General features: G+C 73.2%; 15 protein-coding genes. 10 read left to right on the forward strand and 5 right to left on the reverse strand.

Annotation, left to right across the window (positions count from 1 at the left end; translation table 11 throughout):
• Window positions 1–94 precede the first annotated feature (94 nt).
• The 6 genes from GA0070603_RS10040 to GA0070603_RS10065 all read left to right on the forward strand — a co-directional run bounded on the left by GA0070603_RS10040 (window position 95) and on the right by GA0070603_RS10065 (window position 9,165).
• Window positions 95–928 carry a metallophosphoesterase family protein gene (locus GA0070603_RS10040; protein WP_091310695.1) on the forward strand — a complete coding sequence of 278 codons (834 nt, stop codon included), beginning with the start codon at window positions 95–97 and terminating at the stop codon, window positions 926–928.
• Entirely contained in the window at window positions 925–1,590 is a 666-nt protein-coding gene (locus tag GA0070603_RS10045) for a 4'-phosphopantetheinyl transferase family protein (protein ID WP_091310698.1), read from the forward strand. Before GA0070603_RS10040 ends, GA0070603_RS10045 begins: the two co-directional genes overlap by 4 nt.
• A gap of 103 nt (window positions 1,591–1,693) precedes the next feature.
• Window positions 1,694–3,952, forward strand: a complete 2,259-nt coding sequence (locus GA0070603_RS10050) for a catalase (RefSeq protein WP_167544529.1) — start codon at window positions 1,694–1,696, stop codon at window positions 3,950–3,952.
• 102 nt (window positions 3,953–4,054) lie between these two features.
• Entirely contained in the window at window positions 4,055–5,152 is a 1,098-nt protein-coding gene (locus tag GA0070603_RS10055; protein WP_091310705.1) for an L-dopachrome tautomerase-related protein, read from the forward strand.
• A 91-nt stretch (window positions 5,153–5,243) separates the two neighbouring features.
• Window positions 5,244–7,622 (forward strand): discoidin domain-containing protein, encoded by a 2,379-nt coding sequence (locus tag GA0070603_RS10060; protein ID WP_091310708.1) that lies wholly within the window; start codon window positions 5,244–5,246, stop codon window positions 7,620–7,622.
• Window positions 7,623–7,785: 163 nt separating this feature from the next.
• Window positions 7,786–9,165 carry a glycosyl hydrolase family 18 protein gene (locus GA0070603_RS10065; RefSeq protein WP_091321756.1) on the forward strand — a complete coding sequence of 460 codons (1,380 nt, stop codon included), beginning with the start codon at window positions 7,786–7,788 and terminating at the stop codon, window positions 9,163–9,165.
• Window positions 9,166–9,218: 53 nt separating this feature from the next.
• Here the strand turns inward: GA0070603_RS10065 and GA0070603_RS10070 are convergent, their stop codons facing one another.
• Together GA0070603_RS10070 and GA0070603_RS10075 are read right to left on the reverse strand one after the other, a co-directional pair.
• Window positions 9,219–10,199, reverse strand: coding sequence for a DUF2804 domain-containing protein (locus tag GA0070603_RS10070; protein ID WP_091310711.1), 981 nt, complete (start codon window positions 10,197–10,199; stop codon window positions 9,219–9,221).
• Window positions 10,200–10,246: 47 nt separating this feature from the next.
• Complete coding sequence (locus GA0070603_RS10075) at window positions 10,247–10,660, reverse strand: hypothetical protein (RefSeq protein WP_139131846.1); 414 nt, start codon at window positions 10,658–10,660, stop codon at window positions 10,247–10,249.
• A gap of 112 nt (window positions 10,661–10,772) precedes the next feature.
• Here GA0070603_RS10075 and GA0070603_RS10080 point away from each other — a divergent pair, with 112 nt between their 5' ends.
• Genes GA0070603_RS10080 through GA0070603_RS10095 form a run of 4 tightly spaced genes read left to right on the forward strand, consistent with a single transcriptional unit; the run spans window position 10,773 to window position 13,095 of the window.
• On the forward strand, window positions 10,773–11,222 hold the full coding sequence (locus GA0070603_RS10080) for a hypothetical protein (protein ID WP_091310719.1): 450 nt from the start codon (window positions 10,773–10,775) through the stop codon (window positions 11,220–11,222).
• Entirely contained in the window at window positions 11,219–12,451 is a 1,233-nt protein-coding gene (locus tag GA0070603_RS10085) for an NRAMP family divalent metal transporter (RefSeq protein ID WP_091310723.1), read from the forward strand. Before GA0070603_RS10080 ends, GA0070603_RS10085 begins: the two co-directional genes overlap by 4 nt.
• Window positions 12,444–12,824, forward strand: coding sequence for a hypothetical protein (locus GA0070603_RS10090; RefSeq protein WP_091310726.1), 381 nt, complete (start codon window positions 12,444–12,446; stop codon window positions 12,822–12,824). The genes GA0070603_RS10085 and GA0070603_RS10090 overlap by 8 nt, the downstream gene beginning before the upstream one ends.
• Window positions 12,814–13,095 carry a PRC-barrel domain-containing protein gene (locus GA0070603_RS10095; protein ID WP_091310730.1) on the forward strand — a complete coding sequence of 94 codons (282 nt, stop codon included), beginning with the start codon at window positions 12,814–12,816 and terminating at the stop codon, window positions 13,093–13,095. The genes GA0070603_RS10090 and GA0070603_RS10095 overlap by 11 nt, the downstream gene beginning before the upstream one ends.
• Before the next feature lie 8 nt (window positions 13,096–13,103).
• Here the strand turns inward: GA0070603_RS10095 and GA0070603_RS10100 are convergent, their stop codons facing one another.
• From GA0070603_RS10100 to GA0070603_RS10110, 3 genes are all read right to left on the reverse strand, one after another.
• Complete coding sequence (locus GA0070603_RS10100; RefSeq protein WP_091321758.1) at window positions 13,104–14,417, reverse strand: MFS transporter; 1,314 nt, start codon at window positions 14,415–14,417, stop codon at window positions 13,104–13,106.
• Window positions 14,414–15,628 (reverse strand): KamA family radical SAM protein, encoded by a 1,215-nt coding sequence (locus GA0070603_RS10105; RefSeq protein WP_091310732.1) that lies wholly within the window; start codon window positions 15,626–15,628, stop codon window positions 14,414–14,416. The genes GA0070603_RS10100 and GA0070603_RS10105 overlap by 4 nt, the downstream gene beginning before the upstream one ends.
• A gap of 150 nt (window positions 15,629–15,778) precedes the next feature.
• On the reverse strand, window positions 15,779–15,991 hold the full coding sequence (locus GA0070603_RS10110; protein WP_091310738.1) for an MbtH family protein: 213 nt from the start codon (window positions 15,989–15,991) through the stop codon (window positions 15,779–15,781).
• Window positions 15,992–16,014 lie beyond the last annotated feature (23 nt).

Consider the following 16,014-nt stretch of genomic DNA (forward strand, 5'->3'; position numbering starts at 1 on the left):
TCGCGACACCGATGCCGGCCATTCTGCGTCGGACCCCCGACACCGGACAAGTCCCCGCTGTCCATCCGGGAGCGGCGCTGGCAAGATCGACCGGGTGACGGGTGCGCTGTTCGCGGTCAGTGACCTCCATGTGTCGTACGCCGAGAACCGCACGGTCGTGGACGGCCTCCGGCCGGAGTCCGGTGACGACTGGCTGATCGTGGCCGGCGACGTCGGCGAGGTGTTCGCGGACGTCGAGCGCACGTTGCGGCAGCTCCGCGACCGGTTCGCCCGGGTGGTCTGGGTGCCCGGCAACCACGAGCTGTGGACCCATCCGACCGACCCGGTGACGCTGCGCGGCAGGGCCCGCTACGACGCGCTTGTCGGCATGTGCCGTGACCTGGGCGTGCTCACCCCGGAGGACGACTATCCGGTGTGGCACGGCGAGGGCGGGCCGGTCACCGTGGCGCCGCTGTTCCTCCTCTACGACTACTCGTTCCGCGCACCCGGCACGAACTCCAAGGAGGAGTCGCTGCGGGCGGCGTACGCGGCGGGGGTGGTGTGCACCGACGAGATGCTGCTGCACCCCGACCCGCACCCGGACCGGGAGTCGTGGTGCTGGGAGCGGGTCGCCGAGACCGAGCGGCGGCTGGCCGCCGTCGACCCGGCGCTGCCGACCGTCCTGGTCAACCACTGGCCGCTGGTCCGCCAGCCCACCGACGTGCTCTGGTATCCCGAGTTCGCCCAGTGGTGCGGCACCGACCGCACGGCCGACTGGCACCTGCGGCACCGCGCCGCCGTCGCGGTCTACGGGCACCTGCACATCCCCCGCACCACCCACTACGACGGGGTGCGCTTCGAGGAGGTGTCGCTGGGCTACCCGCGCGAGTGGGGCCGGCGGGGCGGCGAGCCGCGGCCGATGCGGCGCATCCTCGGCGGCGCCGCGTGATCGAGATCCTGCTCCCGCCGGCGGCGGTGCCCGTCGAGGCGTTCTCCGACATCCCCGGCGAGGCCCCGTACCCGGGCGAGGAGGACCTGCTCGCCCGGGCCGTGGAGGCGCGCCGCCGGGAGTTCGTCACGGCCCGCCGCTGCGCCCGCGAGGCCCTGGCCCGCCTCGGGTACGCTCCGGCGCCGATCCGGCCCGGCCCGAAGCGGGAGCCGCTGTGGCCGGCGGGCGTGGTCGGCAGCATCACCCACTGCGCCGGGTACCGGGCCGCGGCGGTCGCCCGGGACACCGCGCTGGCGGGGCTCGGCATCGACGCCGAGCCGCACGAGCCCCTGCCGGACGGCGTCGTCGAGGTGGTCACGACGGCCGGCGAGCCGGAGTCGCTGGCCCGGCTGCGCGCCGACCGTCCGGGGGTGCACTGGGACCGGCTGCTGTTCAGCGCCAAGGAGTCCGTCTACAAGGCGTGGTATCCGCTGACCGGGCGCTGGCTCGGCTTCGAGGACGCCGAACTCTCCGTCGACCCGGCCGCGGGGACCTTCACGGCCCGGGTGCTTGTCGACCCCACCCGCGCGGACGGCGGCCCGCCCCTGGCGGTGCTGCACGGCCGCTGGCTGGTCGCCGACGGCCTCGTGGTCACGGCCGTGGCCGTGCCCCGGCACCCCTGATCGGGTGACGGTCGTCCCGCCCGACTGATCCGCGTTTGCCCCCTCCGGCCCAGGGTAGGGCCTTGAGGACCTGGTCGTTTCGCCGCATGGAGGACAGGTCCTGATGGATTCCAAGCCCGCCAAGGTCGTGAAGGATGTCGTGGAGGCCGCCACCGAGAAGGTCACCGACATCCTGACCCCGGACGTTCCCGGCGCGCCGGGCAGCGCCCCACCGCCGCTCGAGGAGCCGACGACGCCGCACGGCCCGCTGCCGCCGAAGGAGGAGCAGGGCGCCCCGGACACCCGCACCCCGACCGGCGCCGAGACCGGCGTGCCGAGGATCGCGAAGGGCCAGCAGGGCGCCTTCCTCACCACCGCCAACGGGGCCCGGCTGCGCGACACCGACCACTCGCTCAAGGCCGGGCCGCGCGGCCCGGTGCTGCTCCAGGACCACCACCTGCGCGAGAAGATCACCCACTTCGACCACGAGCGCATCCCGGAGCGGGTGGTGCACGCGCGTGGCGCCGGCGCGCACGGCGTCTTCGTCGCGTACGGCACCGCGGAGGAGGTCACCCGGGCGGGCTTCCTGAAGAAGGGCCGGGAGACGCCGGTCTTCGTGCGGTTCTCCACCGTGCTCGGCTCGCGCGGGTCGGCGGACACGGTCCGCGACACCCGCGGCTTCGCCACCAAGTTCTACACCGACGAGGGCACCTTCGACCTGGTCGCCAACAACATGCCGGTGTTCTTCATCCAGGACGCCATCAAGTTCCCGGACATCATCCACGCCGGCAAGCCCCACCCGGACCGGGAGATCCCGCAGGCGCAGAGCGCCCACGACACCTTCTGGGACTTCGTCTCCCTGCACACCGAGGCGCAGCACCACACCATCTGGAACATGTCCGACCGCGGCATCCCCCGCTCCTACCGGACCATGGAGGGGTTCGGCGTCCACACCTTCCGCCTGGTCGACGAGGCCGGGGCGACGGTGCTGGTCAAGTTCCACTGGAAGCCGAAGCTGGGCGTGCACTCCCTGACCTGGGAGGAGGCGCAGATGATCAGCGGCATCGACCCGGACTTCCACCGCCGCGACCTCTACGACGCGATCGAGTCCGGCGCCTTCCCGGAGTGGGAGCTGGGCATCCAGGTCTTCCCGGACACCCCCGAGGAGACTTTCGCGGGCATCGACCTGCTCGACCCCACGAAGATCGTGCCGGAGGAACTGGCGCCGGTGCAGCCGATCGGCCGGCTCACCCTCAACCGGACGCCGCGGAACTTCTTCGCCGAGACCGAGCAGGTCGCCTTCCACCTCGGGCACCTGCCACCGGGCATCGACGTCACCAACGACCCGCTGCTGCAGGGTCGGCTCTTCTCGTACCTGGACACGCAGCTCACCCGGCTCGGCGGGCCGAACTTCACCCAGATCCCGGTCAACCGGCCGCACGCCGAGGTCAACGACATGCTGCGGGACGGCTTCCACCAGCAGGCGGTGCACGCGGGCGTGGCGCCCTACCGGCCGAACTCCCTCGACGGCGGCAACCCCTTCCCGGCCGGCGACCGGGAGAACGCGTTCGTCGACACGCCGGTCACGGTGGCGGAGGCCCCGAAGGTCCGGGCGGCGCCGGCCTCGTTCGACGACCACTTCAGCCAGGTCCGGCTGTTCTGGCTGAGCATGTCGCCGGTGGAGAAGGAACACATCATCCGGGCGTACACGTTCGAGCTGGGCAAGTGCTACCACCAGGCGATCAAGGAGCGCCAGCTCCAGTGCCTGGCCAACATCGACCCGGTGCTGTGCGAGCAGGTCGCCACCGGCCTGGGCCTGCCCGCGCCGAAGCCGACAGTGCCGCTTGCCGACGCGCAGCCGAGCCCGGCGCTGTCGCAGGTCGGCCGGGAGTGGCCGGGCGACGGCCGGATGGTTGGCATCGTGGTCGACGCGGACAGCGACCTCGACGGGGTGGGACAGGTCCGGCGGGCGGTGTTCGCCGCCGGGATGGTGCCGCTGCTGGTCGCCGCGCACGGCGGCACGGTGGGCGACCTGCCCGTGCAGCGCACCTTCGCCACCGGCCGGTCGGTGGAGTTCGACGCGATCCTGCTGGCCGGGGCCCCGGCGCCGGCGCCGGACGCGCTGCCCGCCCGGGACGCCAAGGCCGGCGCGGCCGACTCCGCCACCGTCGACCCCCGGGTGCTGCTGCTGGTCGAGGAGGCGTGGCGGCACGCCAAGGCGATCGGCGCCTGGGGCGCCGGCGCCGACGTGCTGCGGCAGGCCGGGGTGGCCGGCTCGCCCGGTGTGGTCACCGGCGGCTCCGGCGGCGAGGTCTTCGGCGCGGTGCAGCAGCTCATGTCCGCGCACCGGGTGTGGGAGCGGTTCCCCGCCTCGGTCTCCTGAGCCCGTGCCGAAGGGGCGGCCCCGGTCCGGGGCCGCCCCTTCGGCGACGTTTGCGCCCCGCCGCGGCGGGAAGGACCGGGGCCTCACAGTCAGGAGCGGCGGATGAACGGGCCCATGGGCGACGAGCCGGTCGGCGACCTCGAACTCGTGCACACCTTCAGCGGGGCGATGCCCACCGGGGTCAGCGTGTCGCACACCGGCCGGGTCTTCGTGAACTTCCCGCAGTGGGGCGACGAGGTGGCGGCCACCGTCGTCGAGCTGCGCGACGGCCGCGAGGCGCCGTTCCCGGACGAGGCCTGGAACAGCCCGTCCGGGGACGACGACCCGAACGCCTTCGTCTCGGTGCAGAGCATCGTGGTCGACCCGGCCGACCGCCTCTGGGTGGTGGACACGGGCAGCCCGATGTTCCGGCCGACCAGGCCGGGCGGGCCGAAGCTCGTCCGCGTCGACCTGGACACCGACACCGTCGCGCAGGTGATCACCTTTCCGACCGACGTGGCCCTGCCCACCACGTACCTCAACGACGTCCGTTTCGACCTGCGCCGCGGCGACGCCGGCCTGGCCTACGTCACCGACTCCTCCGACTCGGGGTCGAACGGCATCATCGTGGTGGACCTGGCCTCCGGCGCGTCGTGGCGGCGGCTGCACGACCACCCGTCCACGAAGGCCGAGCCGCTGGACTCCTTCCGGCCCGTGGTGGAGGGACGGCCGCTGCTGGAGCGCCCGGCCGACGGCCCGCCGAAGCCGATCGCCATGGGCTCCGACGGCATCGCCATCTCCGCCGACGGCTCCCGGCTGCACTACTGCCCGCTCGCCTCCCGCCGCTGGTACAGCGTGGCGACCGACGCCCTCGCCGACCTGACCCTGAGCGAGGAGCAGGTCGCGGCCACCGTCGTGGACGAGGGCGACAAGGGCGGCGGCTCCGACGGCCTGGAGACCGACGACACCGGCGCGTTCTACCTGACCTCGTACGAGCACAACGCGGTGCTGCGCCGCCGGCCGGACGGGGAGTTCGAGACGGTGCTGCACGACCCGCGGCTGCTGTGGCCCGACACGATGTCCGTCGCCGACGGCTACCTCTACGTCACCGCCAACCAGCTGCACCGGCAGGCGAAGTACCAGGGCGGCACGGACCTGCGGCGCAAGCCGTACGCCCTGTTCCGCACCCGCATCGACGCCGGACCGGTGCGGCTGCGCTGACCTTTCATTGATTTGTTTAAGTATTGCGATCGAGTGTCGCGCACTGCCATGATGACCGTCAATTTCTTCCTTCCCCGAAGGAGCGGTCGTCATGGCGCTCACCCGCCGTACCCTGATCCGGTCCGTGGCGGCGGGGGCCGCCCTCGCCGCGCTCCCCGACCTGGCCCCCACCCTGACCCGGGCCGCCGCCGCGGCAAGTCCCCCCGGGGACGTGGTCGGCAGGATCTCCGTCGGCTACCAGGGCTGGTTCAGCTGCCCCGGTGACGGCGCGCCGATCGGCGGCTGGTGGCACTGGAGCCGGGACCGGTTCCAGTCCCCCTCCCCCACCAACACCACGATCGTGTCCTGGCCGGACATGCGGGAGTACGCCCGCGGCTACCCCACCGCCTACCCGAACCTGGGCAACGGCCAGCCGGCCACGCTCTTCTCCTCCTACGACCAGCAGACCGTCGACACCCACTTCCGGTGGATGCAGGAGTACGGCTGCGACACCGCCGCGCTGCAACGGTTCAACCCGTTCGGGGACGAGGGGCCGACCCGCGACGCCATGGCGGCGAAGGTCCGCTCCGCCGCTGAGCGCTTCGGCCGCAAGTTCTACGTCATGTACGACGTCACCGGCTGGACGGCCATGCAGTCGCAGCTCAAGGAGGACTGGACCACCCGGATGTCGGCGCACACCGCCTCACCGGCGTACGCGCGGCAGAACGGGAAGCCCGTCGTCTGCGTCTGGGGGTTCGGGTTCAACGACGACGGCCGCCCGTTCACCCCGGCCGCCTGCCTGGACGTCGTGCAGTGGCTCAGGGCGCAGGGCTGCTACGTCATCGGCGGGGTGCCCACCTACTGGCGGCAGGGCATCAACGACTCCCGGCCCGGCTTCGCCGACGTCTACCACGCCTTCCACATGCTCTCGCCGTGGATGGTCGGGCGCACCGGCACCCTCGACGGGCTGGACTGGTTCCACACCAACGTCAACGTTCCGGACCTCGCCGACTGCGTGGCCCACGGCATCGACTACCAGCCCTGCGTGATGCCCGGCGACCTGTCCGCCGGCCACCGCCGGCACGGCGACTTCTACTGGCGGCACCTCTACAACATGGTGCGGCTCGGCGCCCAGGGCCTCTACGTCTCGATGTTCGACGAGTTCAACGAGGGCAACCAGATCGCCAAGACCAGCGAGACGGCGGCGACCACACCGGCCGGCGCCGGCATCCGGGCGCTCGACGAGGACGGCACCGCCTGCTCGGCGGACTACTACCTGCGGATCACCGCCGACGGCGGCCGCATGCTCAAGGGCCAGCTGGCGCTGACCGCGGTGCGGCCGACCCCGCCGGTCACCGGGGGCGGGCAGCCGCCGGCCACGAACCTCGCCGCCGGCCGGCCGGCGTCGGCGAGCAGCCAGAACGGGCCGTTCGTCGCCGGCAACGCCGTCGACGCCGACCGGGGCAGCTACTGGGAGTCCGGCAACAACGCCTTCCCGCAGTGGTGGCAGGTGGACCTCGGCGCCAGCCACCCGGTGACCCGCCTGGTCCTCGCCCTGCCGTCCGGCTGGGAGGCGCGGACCCAGACGCTGTCGGTGCAGGGCAGCACCGACGGCGCCACCTTCACCACCCTGGCCGGGCCGGCCGGCGTCCGGTTCGACCCGGCGTCCGGCAACACCGCCACCGTGCCCGTGCCGACCACCACGGCCCGGCACGTCCGGGTCACCGTCACGGGCAACACCGCCTGGCCCGCGGCCCAGCTCGCCCAGGTCGAGGTGTACGCGGCCACCGGCACGTCCACCCCGCCGACCGCCCCGGGCGGCCTCACGGTGACCGGGCGGACCGCCACGAGCGTGTCGCTGGCCTGGACCGCGGCCACCGACGCCGACGGGGTGGCCGACTACCAGGTACGCCAGGGCGGCGCCACGGTCGCCTCGGTCAGCGGCACCTCGGCCACCGTCACGGGGCTGAGCGCCGCCACCACGTACACCTTCACGGTCGTGGCCCGGGACACCACGGGCGCGGTCTCGGCGCCGTCGAACTCGGTCACCGTGACCACCGATCCGGCGGCGCCTACCGATCTGGCCCGGGGCCGGCCGACGACCGAGAGCAGCCACACCCAGAGCTACGGCAGCGGAAACGTGGTGGACGGCAACCCCGACACCTACTGGGAGAGCGCCAACAACGCCTTCCCGCAGTGGGTCCAGGTCGACCTGGGCGCGGCCACCCCGGTCGGGCGGGTCGTGCTGCGGCTGCCCCCGTCCGCGGCCTGGCAGGCGCGCACCCAGACCCTCTCGGTGCTGGGGAGCACCGACGGCGGGAGCTGGAGCACCCTGGTCGCCTCCGCCGGCCGGTTGTTCGACCCGGCGACCGGCAACCAGGTGTCGCTGGCCTTCCCCGCCACCCCGGCCCGGTACGTGCAGGTCCGCTTCACCGGCAACACCGGCTGGCCGGCGGGCCAGCTCGCGCAACTGTCGGTCCACTCCGGATAACTCATCGAAACACATCGTTGACGGCTTAGTTAATGCTCTTTAATATTTGGCCTACCTCGAGGAAGACCGTCCCCCGCACCACCCGCACGCCCGGCCGGCCGCCGACCTCACCGGCACCGGCCGGGCAGTCCGGCACCCCGACCGTCAACGGGAAGGCCCCTCGATGTCCGCACCGCGCCCCCGCCGCCGATCCCCCGTGGCCGCCGGCCTGCTCGCCCTGGCCACCGCCACCGCCACGCTCGCCCTGACCCCGGCCGCCGCCGAGGCCGTCGTCCTGCCGAACAACTTCAAGAGCGTCGGCTACCTGCCGTCCTGGAGCGGCAGCGTCGACACCATCCAGTACGGCAAGCTCACCCACATCAACTACGCGTTCGCGCTGCCCAACAACGACGGCAGCCTCCGCCCGGTGGAGAACCCCAGCAAGCTCTCCTCGCTCGTCTCGCGCGGGCACGCCAACAACGTCAAGGTGTCCATCGCCATCGGCGGCTGGAACGACGGCGACGACTCCGCGTTCGAGGCGCTCGCCGCGAACTCCGGCGCCCGCGGCGCGTTCGTCACCAACGTGGTCAACTTCGTCAACCAGTACAACCTCGACGGCGTCGACATCGACTGGGAATATCCCGACCCCGGCGCCTCGGCCAACAACTACACCCTGCTCATGCAGCAGCTCGGCAGCGCGCTCCACAGCCGCGGCAAGCTGCTCACCGCCGCCGTGGTCTCCGAGGGCTACTACGTCGACGGCGTGCCGACGGCGGTCTTCGGCTCCGTCGACTGGCTGAACATCATGGCGTACGACGGCGGCAGCCCGCACGCCAACTACGACTGGTCGGTCAACAGCGTCAACCTGTGGAAGTCGCGCGGCCTGCCCGCCGCCAAGGCCGTGCTGGGCGTGCCCTTCTACAGCCGGCCCGGCTACTACACCTACGCCGCGCTGGTCGGCATGGACCCGGCCAACGCCAACCGCGACTGCACCACGGTGAGTGGCACGCAGCAGTGCTACAACGGCGTACCGACCGTGAAGCGCAAGACGCAGTGGGCGCTGGCCAACGCCGGCGGGATGATGAACTGGGAGCTGTCCCAGGACACCACCGGCGCGACCTCGCTGGTCACCGCCATCTACGACACCGTCATGGGCGGCGGCACCCCGCCGCCGAGCGGGCGTACCGGCCCGATCACCGGCATCGGCGGCAAGTGCGTCGACGTGGCCGCGGCCGGCACCGCCAACGGCACGGCGATCCAGCTCTACACCTGCAACGGCACCGCCGCGCAGAGCTGGACGGTGGGCGGCGACGGCACGCTGCGGGCGCTGGGCAAGTGCGCCGACGTGACCAGCGGCTCCACCGCCAACGGGGCGAAGGTGCAGCTCTGGGACTGCAACGGCACCGGCGCCCAGGTCTGGCAGGCCCAGTCCAACGGCACCCTGCGCAACCCGCAGTCGAACAAGTGCCTCGACGCTACCGACAACAGCTCCGCCAACGGCACCCGGCTCCAGATCTGGGACTGCTTCGGTGGCGCCAACCAGGTCTGGCGGCTGCCGGCCTGACCCGTCGACAGGCGATCCCCGCCGCGCCGGCCCGGTGCGGCGGGGATCCGCCGTCACCAGCGGTTGCGGGCCTCCTCCGCCCAGCCGACCAGCCCGTCGAGGTCCACCCGCTCGCCGTCGTCGGTGGCGGCCCAACCGGAGAAGTGCCCGAAGCACTGGTGGGTCTCCCCGGCCAGCACGCCCAGGTTGGTGCGCGCCACCCGCTCGTGGAACGGGTGGAACGTCACGTCCACCCGGTCGCCGGTGATCCGCCACGGCCGCAGCCAGTCGGCCCGGTCGTAGCGCCAGGCGAGGTCGGCGCCGATCTTGTGCAGCCGCCCGTCGACGACTACCGCGTTTTCGGTCGAGCCGGTGCCGTCGGTCCACACGCCACCGAGCTGGACGGCCCGCCCCGGTCCGCTGCCGGCCGCCCAGTTCCAGCGCGCCGAGTACGGCCACTTGCCGCGTCCGTGGTCGAGCACCGCGAAGGACTCCCCCGCGTCCACGGGGAACGCCGTGCCGTCGACCCGCAGCGTGCCCCGCACCGGCCGGCCGACGTCCTTGAGCGTGTACTGGAACCGTCGGGTGCTCCACGGCACCACCACGCCCAGCGACTCGTGCCCGGGTGGCAGCGGCGCCACCAGGTCGACCTCGATGCCGGGGGCGGTGGCCCGGATGGTGCTGCCGTCGGGGCGCTGGTCGACGTGGACGGTCAGGCCGCCGCCGCGGGCCCGCACCTCGCCGACGCCGCTGACCGGCGGCAGCACGGTGCCGCGGGCGAACGGGACCACCGCCTCGGTGGTCCGCTCGACACCGGTGCGGCGGTCCAGCAGGTAGACGCTGTGCACGCCGGCGTAGTCCAGCGACGAGGCGACCAGGCCGACGATGTGCGTCGGGGTGACCACGCCCCAGTACTCCCAGCGCTTGGCCCGGCCCCAGCCGCGCAGGTTCGCCCGGTGCAGCGGCCGGCGGCTCCAGCCCACCGCCGCCGGGTTCAACCGCCCGTCCGGTCGGCACAGGTCGACCGGCTCGGTGATCTCCCGCTCGTGCGTCATCGACGCAGGCTACCGGCTCGGGCCGCGGCCGCGATCGGTCGCGGCGTTCAGCCGACCCGGTTCAGGTTCGACCGGCCGGCACGGGCCCGCTGCCGGTCCGCGGGCACCCGCGGGCCGTCCACGGCGAGCATCCGGTCGGCCGCCGCCAAGCCGGTCAGCGCGGCGCCGTAGGCGGCCAGCTCACGCTGGAAGTGCTCCACCTTCGCGTACCAGAACTTCAGCTCCGGGTTCATGGCCTTGGCGTTGATGTACCCGACGATGTCGGTGTCCGGCGTGATGCCCCGGCGCGCGTAGCAGCGGTCGAAGGCCGCCTTGGTCCGCTCGTACCGCTCGTTCATCGCGGTGAGGCCGGCCTCGGCCTCCAGCAGCCGGTCACGCAGGTACCGCACGTACGTGGGTGGGACGCCGGACGGCGCGGGGGCGGGCCTCCGATGACCGTCGGCTCCATTGGGGAACGTCATGACCGCCCTCCTTCCTGCGGTCGGGATGCAGAGACGTCCTTCTACCCCCGATTCGGCCGGATCATGCCGAGGCGAGGTTGACCGGGGCAACGGATCGGGTAGAGAGCCAGGCGTGAAGCTCGTGCACCGGCTGGTCCTCTCGGCGGCGGCGCTGCTCGCGCTCTGGGCGTCCGTGGCGTACCACGTCTCGCGGCCCCCGGACGCCGCCGACTACCTGCGCACCGTGACGCAGGTGGCCACCTCGGCGCACGACGCGGCGGCCACCGGGGTCCTGGTCGGCCGGCAACAGCTCCGGGACGGGGTCACCGACGCCTACGCCGCCACGGCCTACGACGACGGGCTCCGCGCGGTCGCCGGCGCGCAACGGAAACTGGCCGGCGCGGTGCCGCCCGACGACGCCTCGGCCGCGCTGCGGGACCGCCTGTCCCCGCTGGTGCAGGCGACCGCCCGGGAGCTGACCGACGCCGCCCGGGCCGCCGACGATCCCGCGCTGCGGGCGGCCGTCGAGGCCCTCGACGAGATCTCCGGACGGCTGGCGGAGCTGATCGAGGAGCAGCGGTGAAGCGCGTCCTGGCGGTAGCCCTCGGGATCCTGACCGCCATCGGCGGCTTCGTGGACATCGGCGACATCGTCGCCAACGCCGAGGCGGGCGCCCGCTTCGGCCTGGCCCACGCCTGGGTGCTCCTCGTGGGGGTGGTGGGCATCTGCGCGTACGCCGAGATGAGCGGCCGGGTGACCGCGGTGAGCGGCCGGCCCGTCTTCGACCTGGTCCGGGAACGGCTCGGCCCGCGGGTGGCGCTGGCCAACCTGGCCGGGTCGCTGCTGGTCACGGTGCTGACCCTCGGCGCCGAACTGGGCGGCGTGGGGCTGGCGCTGCAACTGGCCACCAGCGTCGACTACCTGCTCTGGGTGCCCGTGGTGGGCGTGGTGTTGTGGGTCGCGCTGTGGCGGGCGAAGTTCTCGGCGCTGGAGAACCTGTTCGGCGTCACCGGCCTGGTCCTGGTGGTGTTCGTCATCGCGTTCTTCCGCCTCCACCCGGACGGCGGCGAGCTGTGGCGGCAGGCCAGCCGGCCGGGGCCGCCGGCCGGCGAGGACTGGGGCACCTACTGGTTCATGGCGGTCGCGCTGTTCGCCTCCGCCATGACCCCGTACGAGGTGTTCTTCTTCTCCTCCGGCGGGGTGGAGGAGCGGTGGAGCCCGCGGGACCTGCTCACCTCGCGGGTCAACGTCTTCGTCGGCTTCCCGCTCGGCGGCCTGTTCGCGTTCGCGCTGATGGCGACCGCCGCCACGGTCTTCCACCCGATCGAGACCGGTGTCGACTCGCTGTCCCAGGTGGCGCTGCCCGCCGCCGTCGCGCTGGGCAAGCTGGGGCTGGCGGCGGCCATCCTCGGCTTCTTCGCGGCCACCTTCGGCGCCGCCATGGAGACGGCCCTGTCCAGCGGCTACACGGTCGCGCAGTACTTCGGCTGGGCCTGGGGCAAGCTGCGTCGTCCCCGGGACGACGCGCGCTTCCACACCGTCCTGATGGTCTCGATCCTGGTCGGCGTGCTGGTGCTGATGACCACCATCGACCCCATCCAGCTCACCGAGTACACGCTGGTGTTCAGCGCCGTGGCGCTGCCGCTGACCTACCTGCCGATCCTGGTGGTCGCCAACGACCGGGGCTACCTGGGCCGGCGGGTGAACGGGCGGCTGGCCAACACGTTCGGCGTGCTCTACCTGGTGATCGTGCTCGCCGCGGCGGTCGCCGCGATCCCCCTGATGATCGTCACCCGGATGGGAGGTGGCTGACGTGTTGATCGGCTTCGACCTGCTCGACCGGCAGATCCTCGACCGCGACGGCGAACCCGTCGGCAAGGTCGACGACGTCGAGCTGGCGCTCGGCGAGGACGGCACGCCGTACGTGGCGGCGCTGCTGGTCGGGCAGCAGGCGCTCGGGGACCGGATCGGCGGCGGCTTCGGGCGCTGGCTGGCCGGCACCGCACGACGGCTCGCCCCCGACCCGGCCCGGGGGCCGATCCGGATCCCCTACGACCTGGTGGCCGAGCTGAACAGCGCGGTCAACCTGTCGGTCAGCCGCGAGCTGCTGCCGGATCCACCGCTGGAGACCTGGCTGCGCGACCACCTGATCGCGCGGATCCCGGGAGCCCGCGATGCCGGCTGACGGGCCACCGATGCGCGCCGGCGGCATCCTGGGCCGGCCGGTCCACGACCACGACGGCCGGCTGATCGGCCGGGTGGCCGACATCGAGACCCGCCGCGACGACGCCGGCCGCGAGCGGGTCACGGCGCTCGTCGTCACGGCCGGCCGGTGGGGCCGCCTGCTCGGCTACGAGCGCCACGAGGCCGGCGGGCCCTGGCTGCTCGAAAAACTCGCCCGGGCGGTGCTGCGCCGGCACCTGACCCGGGTGCCCTGGCCCGACGTGCGGCTGTAGCGGCCCGGTCACGACTCGACGCGCATCGACCGGATCCCGGTGCTCAGCGTGGCGGTGATCGCCGAGACCCCCACGAGGGCCGCGAAGACCAGCATGGTCACCGCCGCGGGGAACCGCGCCAGCAGCAGGCCGGCCAGGCCGGGCGCGAGCGCCGCGGCCGAGGTCGCGGCCAGGAAGATGACGCTGACCACCCGGCCCTGGAGCCGGTCCGGCGTGATCGCCGCCTGGTAGCCGAAGAGGACCGCGTTGGCCGTCGGGCCCAGGAACACCGCCGCGCCCAGCGGCACGGCCGCCAGCACGCTGGTCGGCACCAGTGCGCTGCACGCCATCAGCACGGCGGTGGCCCAGCAGAGCACGATCACCAGGGTCGGCAGCCGCAGCCAGCGCTGCACCGCGGGGGCGGCGAGCGCGCCGAGGAACCCGCCCAGGCCGAAGATGGTGCTGGCCAGGCCGACCAGCACGGACGGCGTGCCGGACCGCTGCAACGAGACGATGATCGCGAAGATCATGCCGGTGAAGGCCATGTTCAGCGGCGCCGCGATGATCAGCAGCGCGCGCAGGAACGGGTTGCCGAGCACGAAGCGGACGCCCTCGGCCGCCGCCGCGCCGCCGGACTGCGGCGCATCCTCCGCCGCCCGCGGCTGCTGCATGGGCCGGCGGATGAGCAGCACGGCCAGCAGGGAGAGCAGGTAGGTGACCGCGTTGCCGACGAACGGCAGGGAGCGGCCCAGCCCGTAGAGCAGGCCGCCGAGCGGCGGGCCGGCCAGCTGGGTGCCGTAGGACCGGGCCTCGTTGCGGGCCACCGCGGTGGAGAGCTGGGCGGCCGGCACGAGGTTGCGGACCGCGGCGTGCTCGGCGGTGCCGAACACCGCGTTGGCGGCGGCGCCGACCACTGTCACCGCGAGGATCATCGGCAGGTTCGCCACCCCGGCGAGCACCGCGCCGGCCAGCGCCAGGTAGCCGACGAGCCGGACCGCGTCGCAGGCCACCAGCAGCGTGCGGCGGGGGAAGCGGTCGGCCACGACGCCGGCGGGCAGCCGGCAGGCCAGCGTGGTGAGCAGGCCCGCCGTGCCGACCAGCCCGGCCTGGGCGGCGGAGCCGGTCAGCCAGAGCACCAGCAGCGGCATGGCCAGGTTGGACATGGCGGTGCCCAGGTCGGACAGGCTCTGGCTGATCCAGAGCAGGTTGAAGTCGCGGTTGCGCCAGAGGCTGGCCGGCCGGTCGGTGCCGCCCACCGCCGTCCCCGGCACCGTCGTCTCGGTCACGGTGGGCACCTGCCCCTCGTCGGGTGCGGTCAGGGTCGGGTCGGCGGCGCGGCTCATGCCGGCCACCAGGAGCCGAAGGCGGGGCGCAGGTCGTCGAACCACTCGGCCGCCGGGTCGTGGTGGGCGAAGAACTGCCGCCCCACGTCGGCCGCGTCGCGGGCCTGGAGCAGCCGCAGGCTGAACACCTCGGCGCCGCCGATCCGCACCACCCCGTCGACGAGGACCTTACCGGGGGCCGCGGACATCACGGGGCCCCGCGCGGTGCGGGCCAGCCCGGAGACCGAGCGGATGGCGTCGGTGTAGACCTGCCAGGCCCGGGTGAGCGGCACGCTGAAGTAGCTGCGGGCGCCGGTGTCGCGCTCCACGAACATGTAGTACGGCACCACACCCAGCTCCACCAGCTGCTGCCACATGGTGGCCCAGTCCTGCGCCCGGTCGTTCACGTGGGCGATCAGCGGGGCCTGGGCGCGGATCACCGCGCCGGTGGCCCGGATCCGCGCGATGGCCCGCCGGGCCTGCTCGGTGGCGAGCTCGCGGGGATGGGAGAAGTGGGCCATCACGGCGACGTGCCGGCCGCTGGCCACGATCCGCTCGAACAGGCGCAGCACGTCGTCGGCGTCGTGGTCGGTGGTGAACCGGGCCGGCCAGTAGGACAGCGCCTTGGTGCCGAACCGGACGGTGCGGATGTGCTCCAGCGCCGGGTCCAGCAGCGGCGACACCCAGCGGTCCAGCACCGCCGCGCTCATGATCATCGGGTCGCCGCCGGTGAACAGGACGTCGGTGACGGTGGGGCTGTCGGCCAGGTACGCGACCACGTCCGCGACCCCGGTGGCGGCCTGGCGGATCTCGGCGTTGCCGACGAACTGGGCCCACCGGAAGCAGTAGCCGCAGTACGAGTGGCAGGTCTGCCCCTGGGACGGGAAGACCAGCACGGTCTCGGCGTACTTGTGCTGGAGGCCGAGCAGGCGCCGGCCCCGGTGGGTCGGCACGTTCGCCTCCAGCTGGGCGCCCGGGTTGGGGTTGAGCTGGGCGTGGGCGTCCCGGGCGGCCTTGCGGATCACGCCCGGGTCGGCGGCGGAGAGGTGCAGCGCCGACAGGTGCTCGTAGATGTCCGGCGGCAGCATGTCCCGGTGCGGGAACGTGAGCCGGAAGATCGGGTCGTCCGGGACGGCGGACCAGTCGATGAGCTCGTCCACGACGTACTGGTTGACTTTGAACGGCAGCACCGAGGAGACGACCCGCAGGTCGTGCAGGTACTCCTCGGGCATGCCACGCTCGCCGGCGAGTCGCGCCAGACGTTCGTGGGAAAAGACCTTCATCACCGTCGCCTCGTTGTCAGCGGGATCGGAACAGGGGTGGCCGCCGGCCGGCGGCCCGGTCGGGGTGGTCCGGTCCGGACCACCCCGACCCGCGGCGGGTCAGCCCTGCGCGGCGGCCATCCGCTCGCGCAGGCTCTTCGGGCGCATGTCGGTCCACACCTCGTCGATGTGGGCCAGGCAGTCCGCGCGGGAGCCCTCGAAGCCGGTGGCGGTCCAGCCCGCCGGCAGCTCGCGCTCGGCGAACCAGATCGAGTACTGCTCCTCGTGGTTCACCACGACGCGGTAGGTGCGGTCATCGTCGTCGACGGCCATCGCCGTTCTCCTTCTCGTCAGAT

Origin of the sequence: Micromonospora chersina, from assembly GCF_900091475.1 — a bacterium.
Lineage (GTDB): Bacteria > Actinomycetota > Actinomycetes > Mycobacteriales > Micromonosporaceae > Micromonospora > Micromonospora chersina.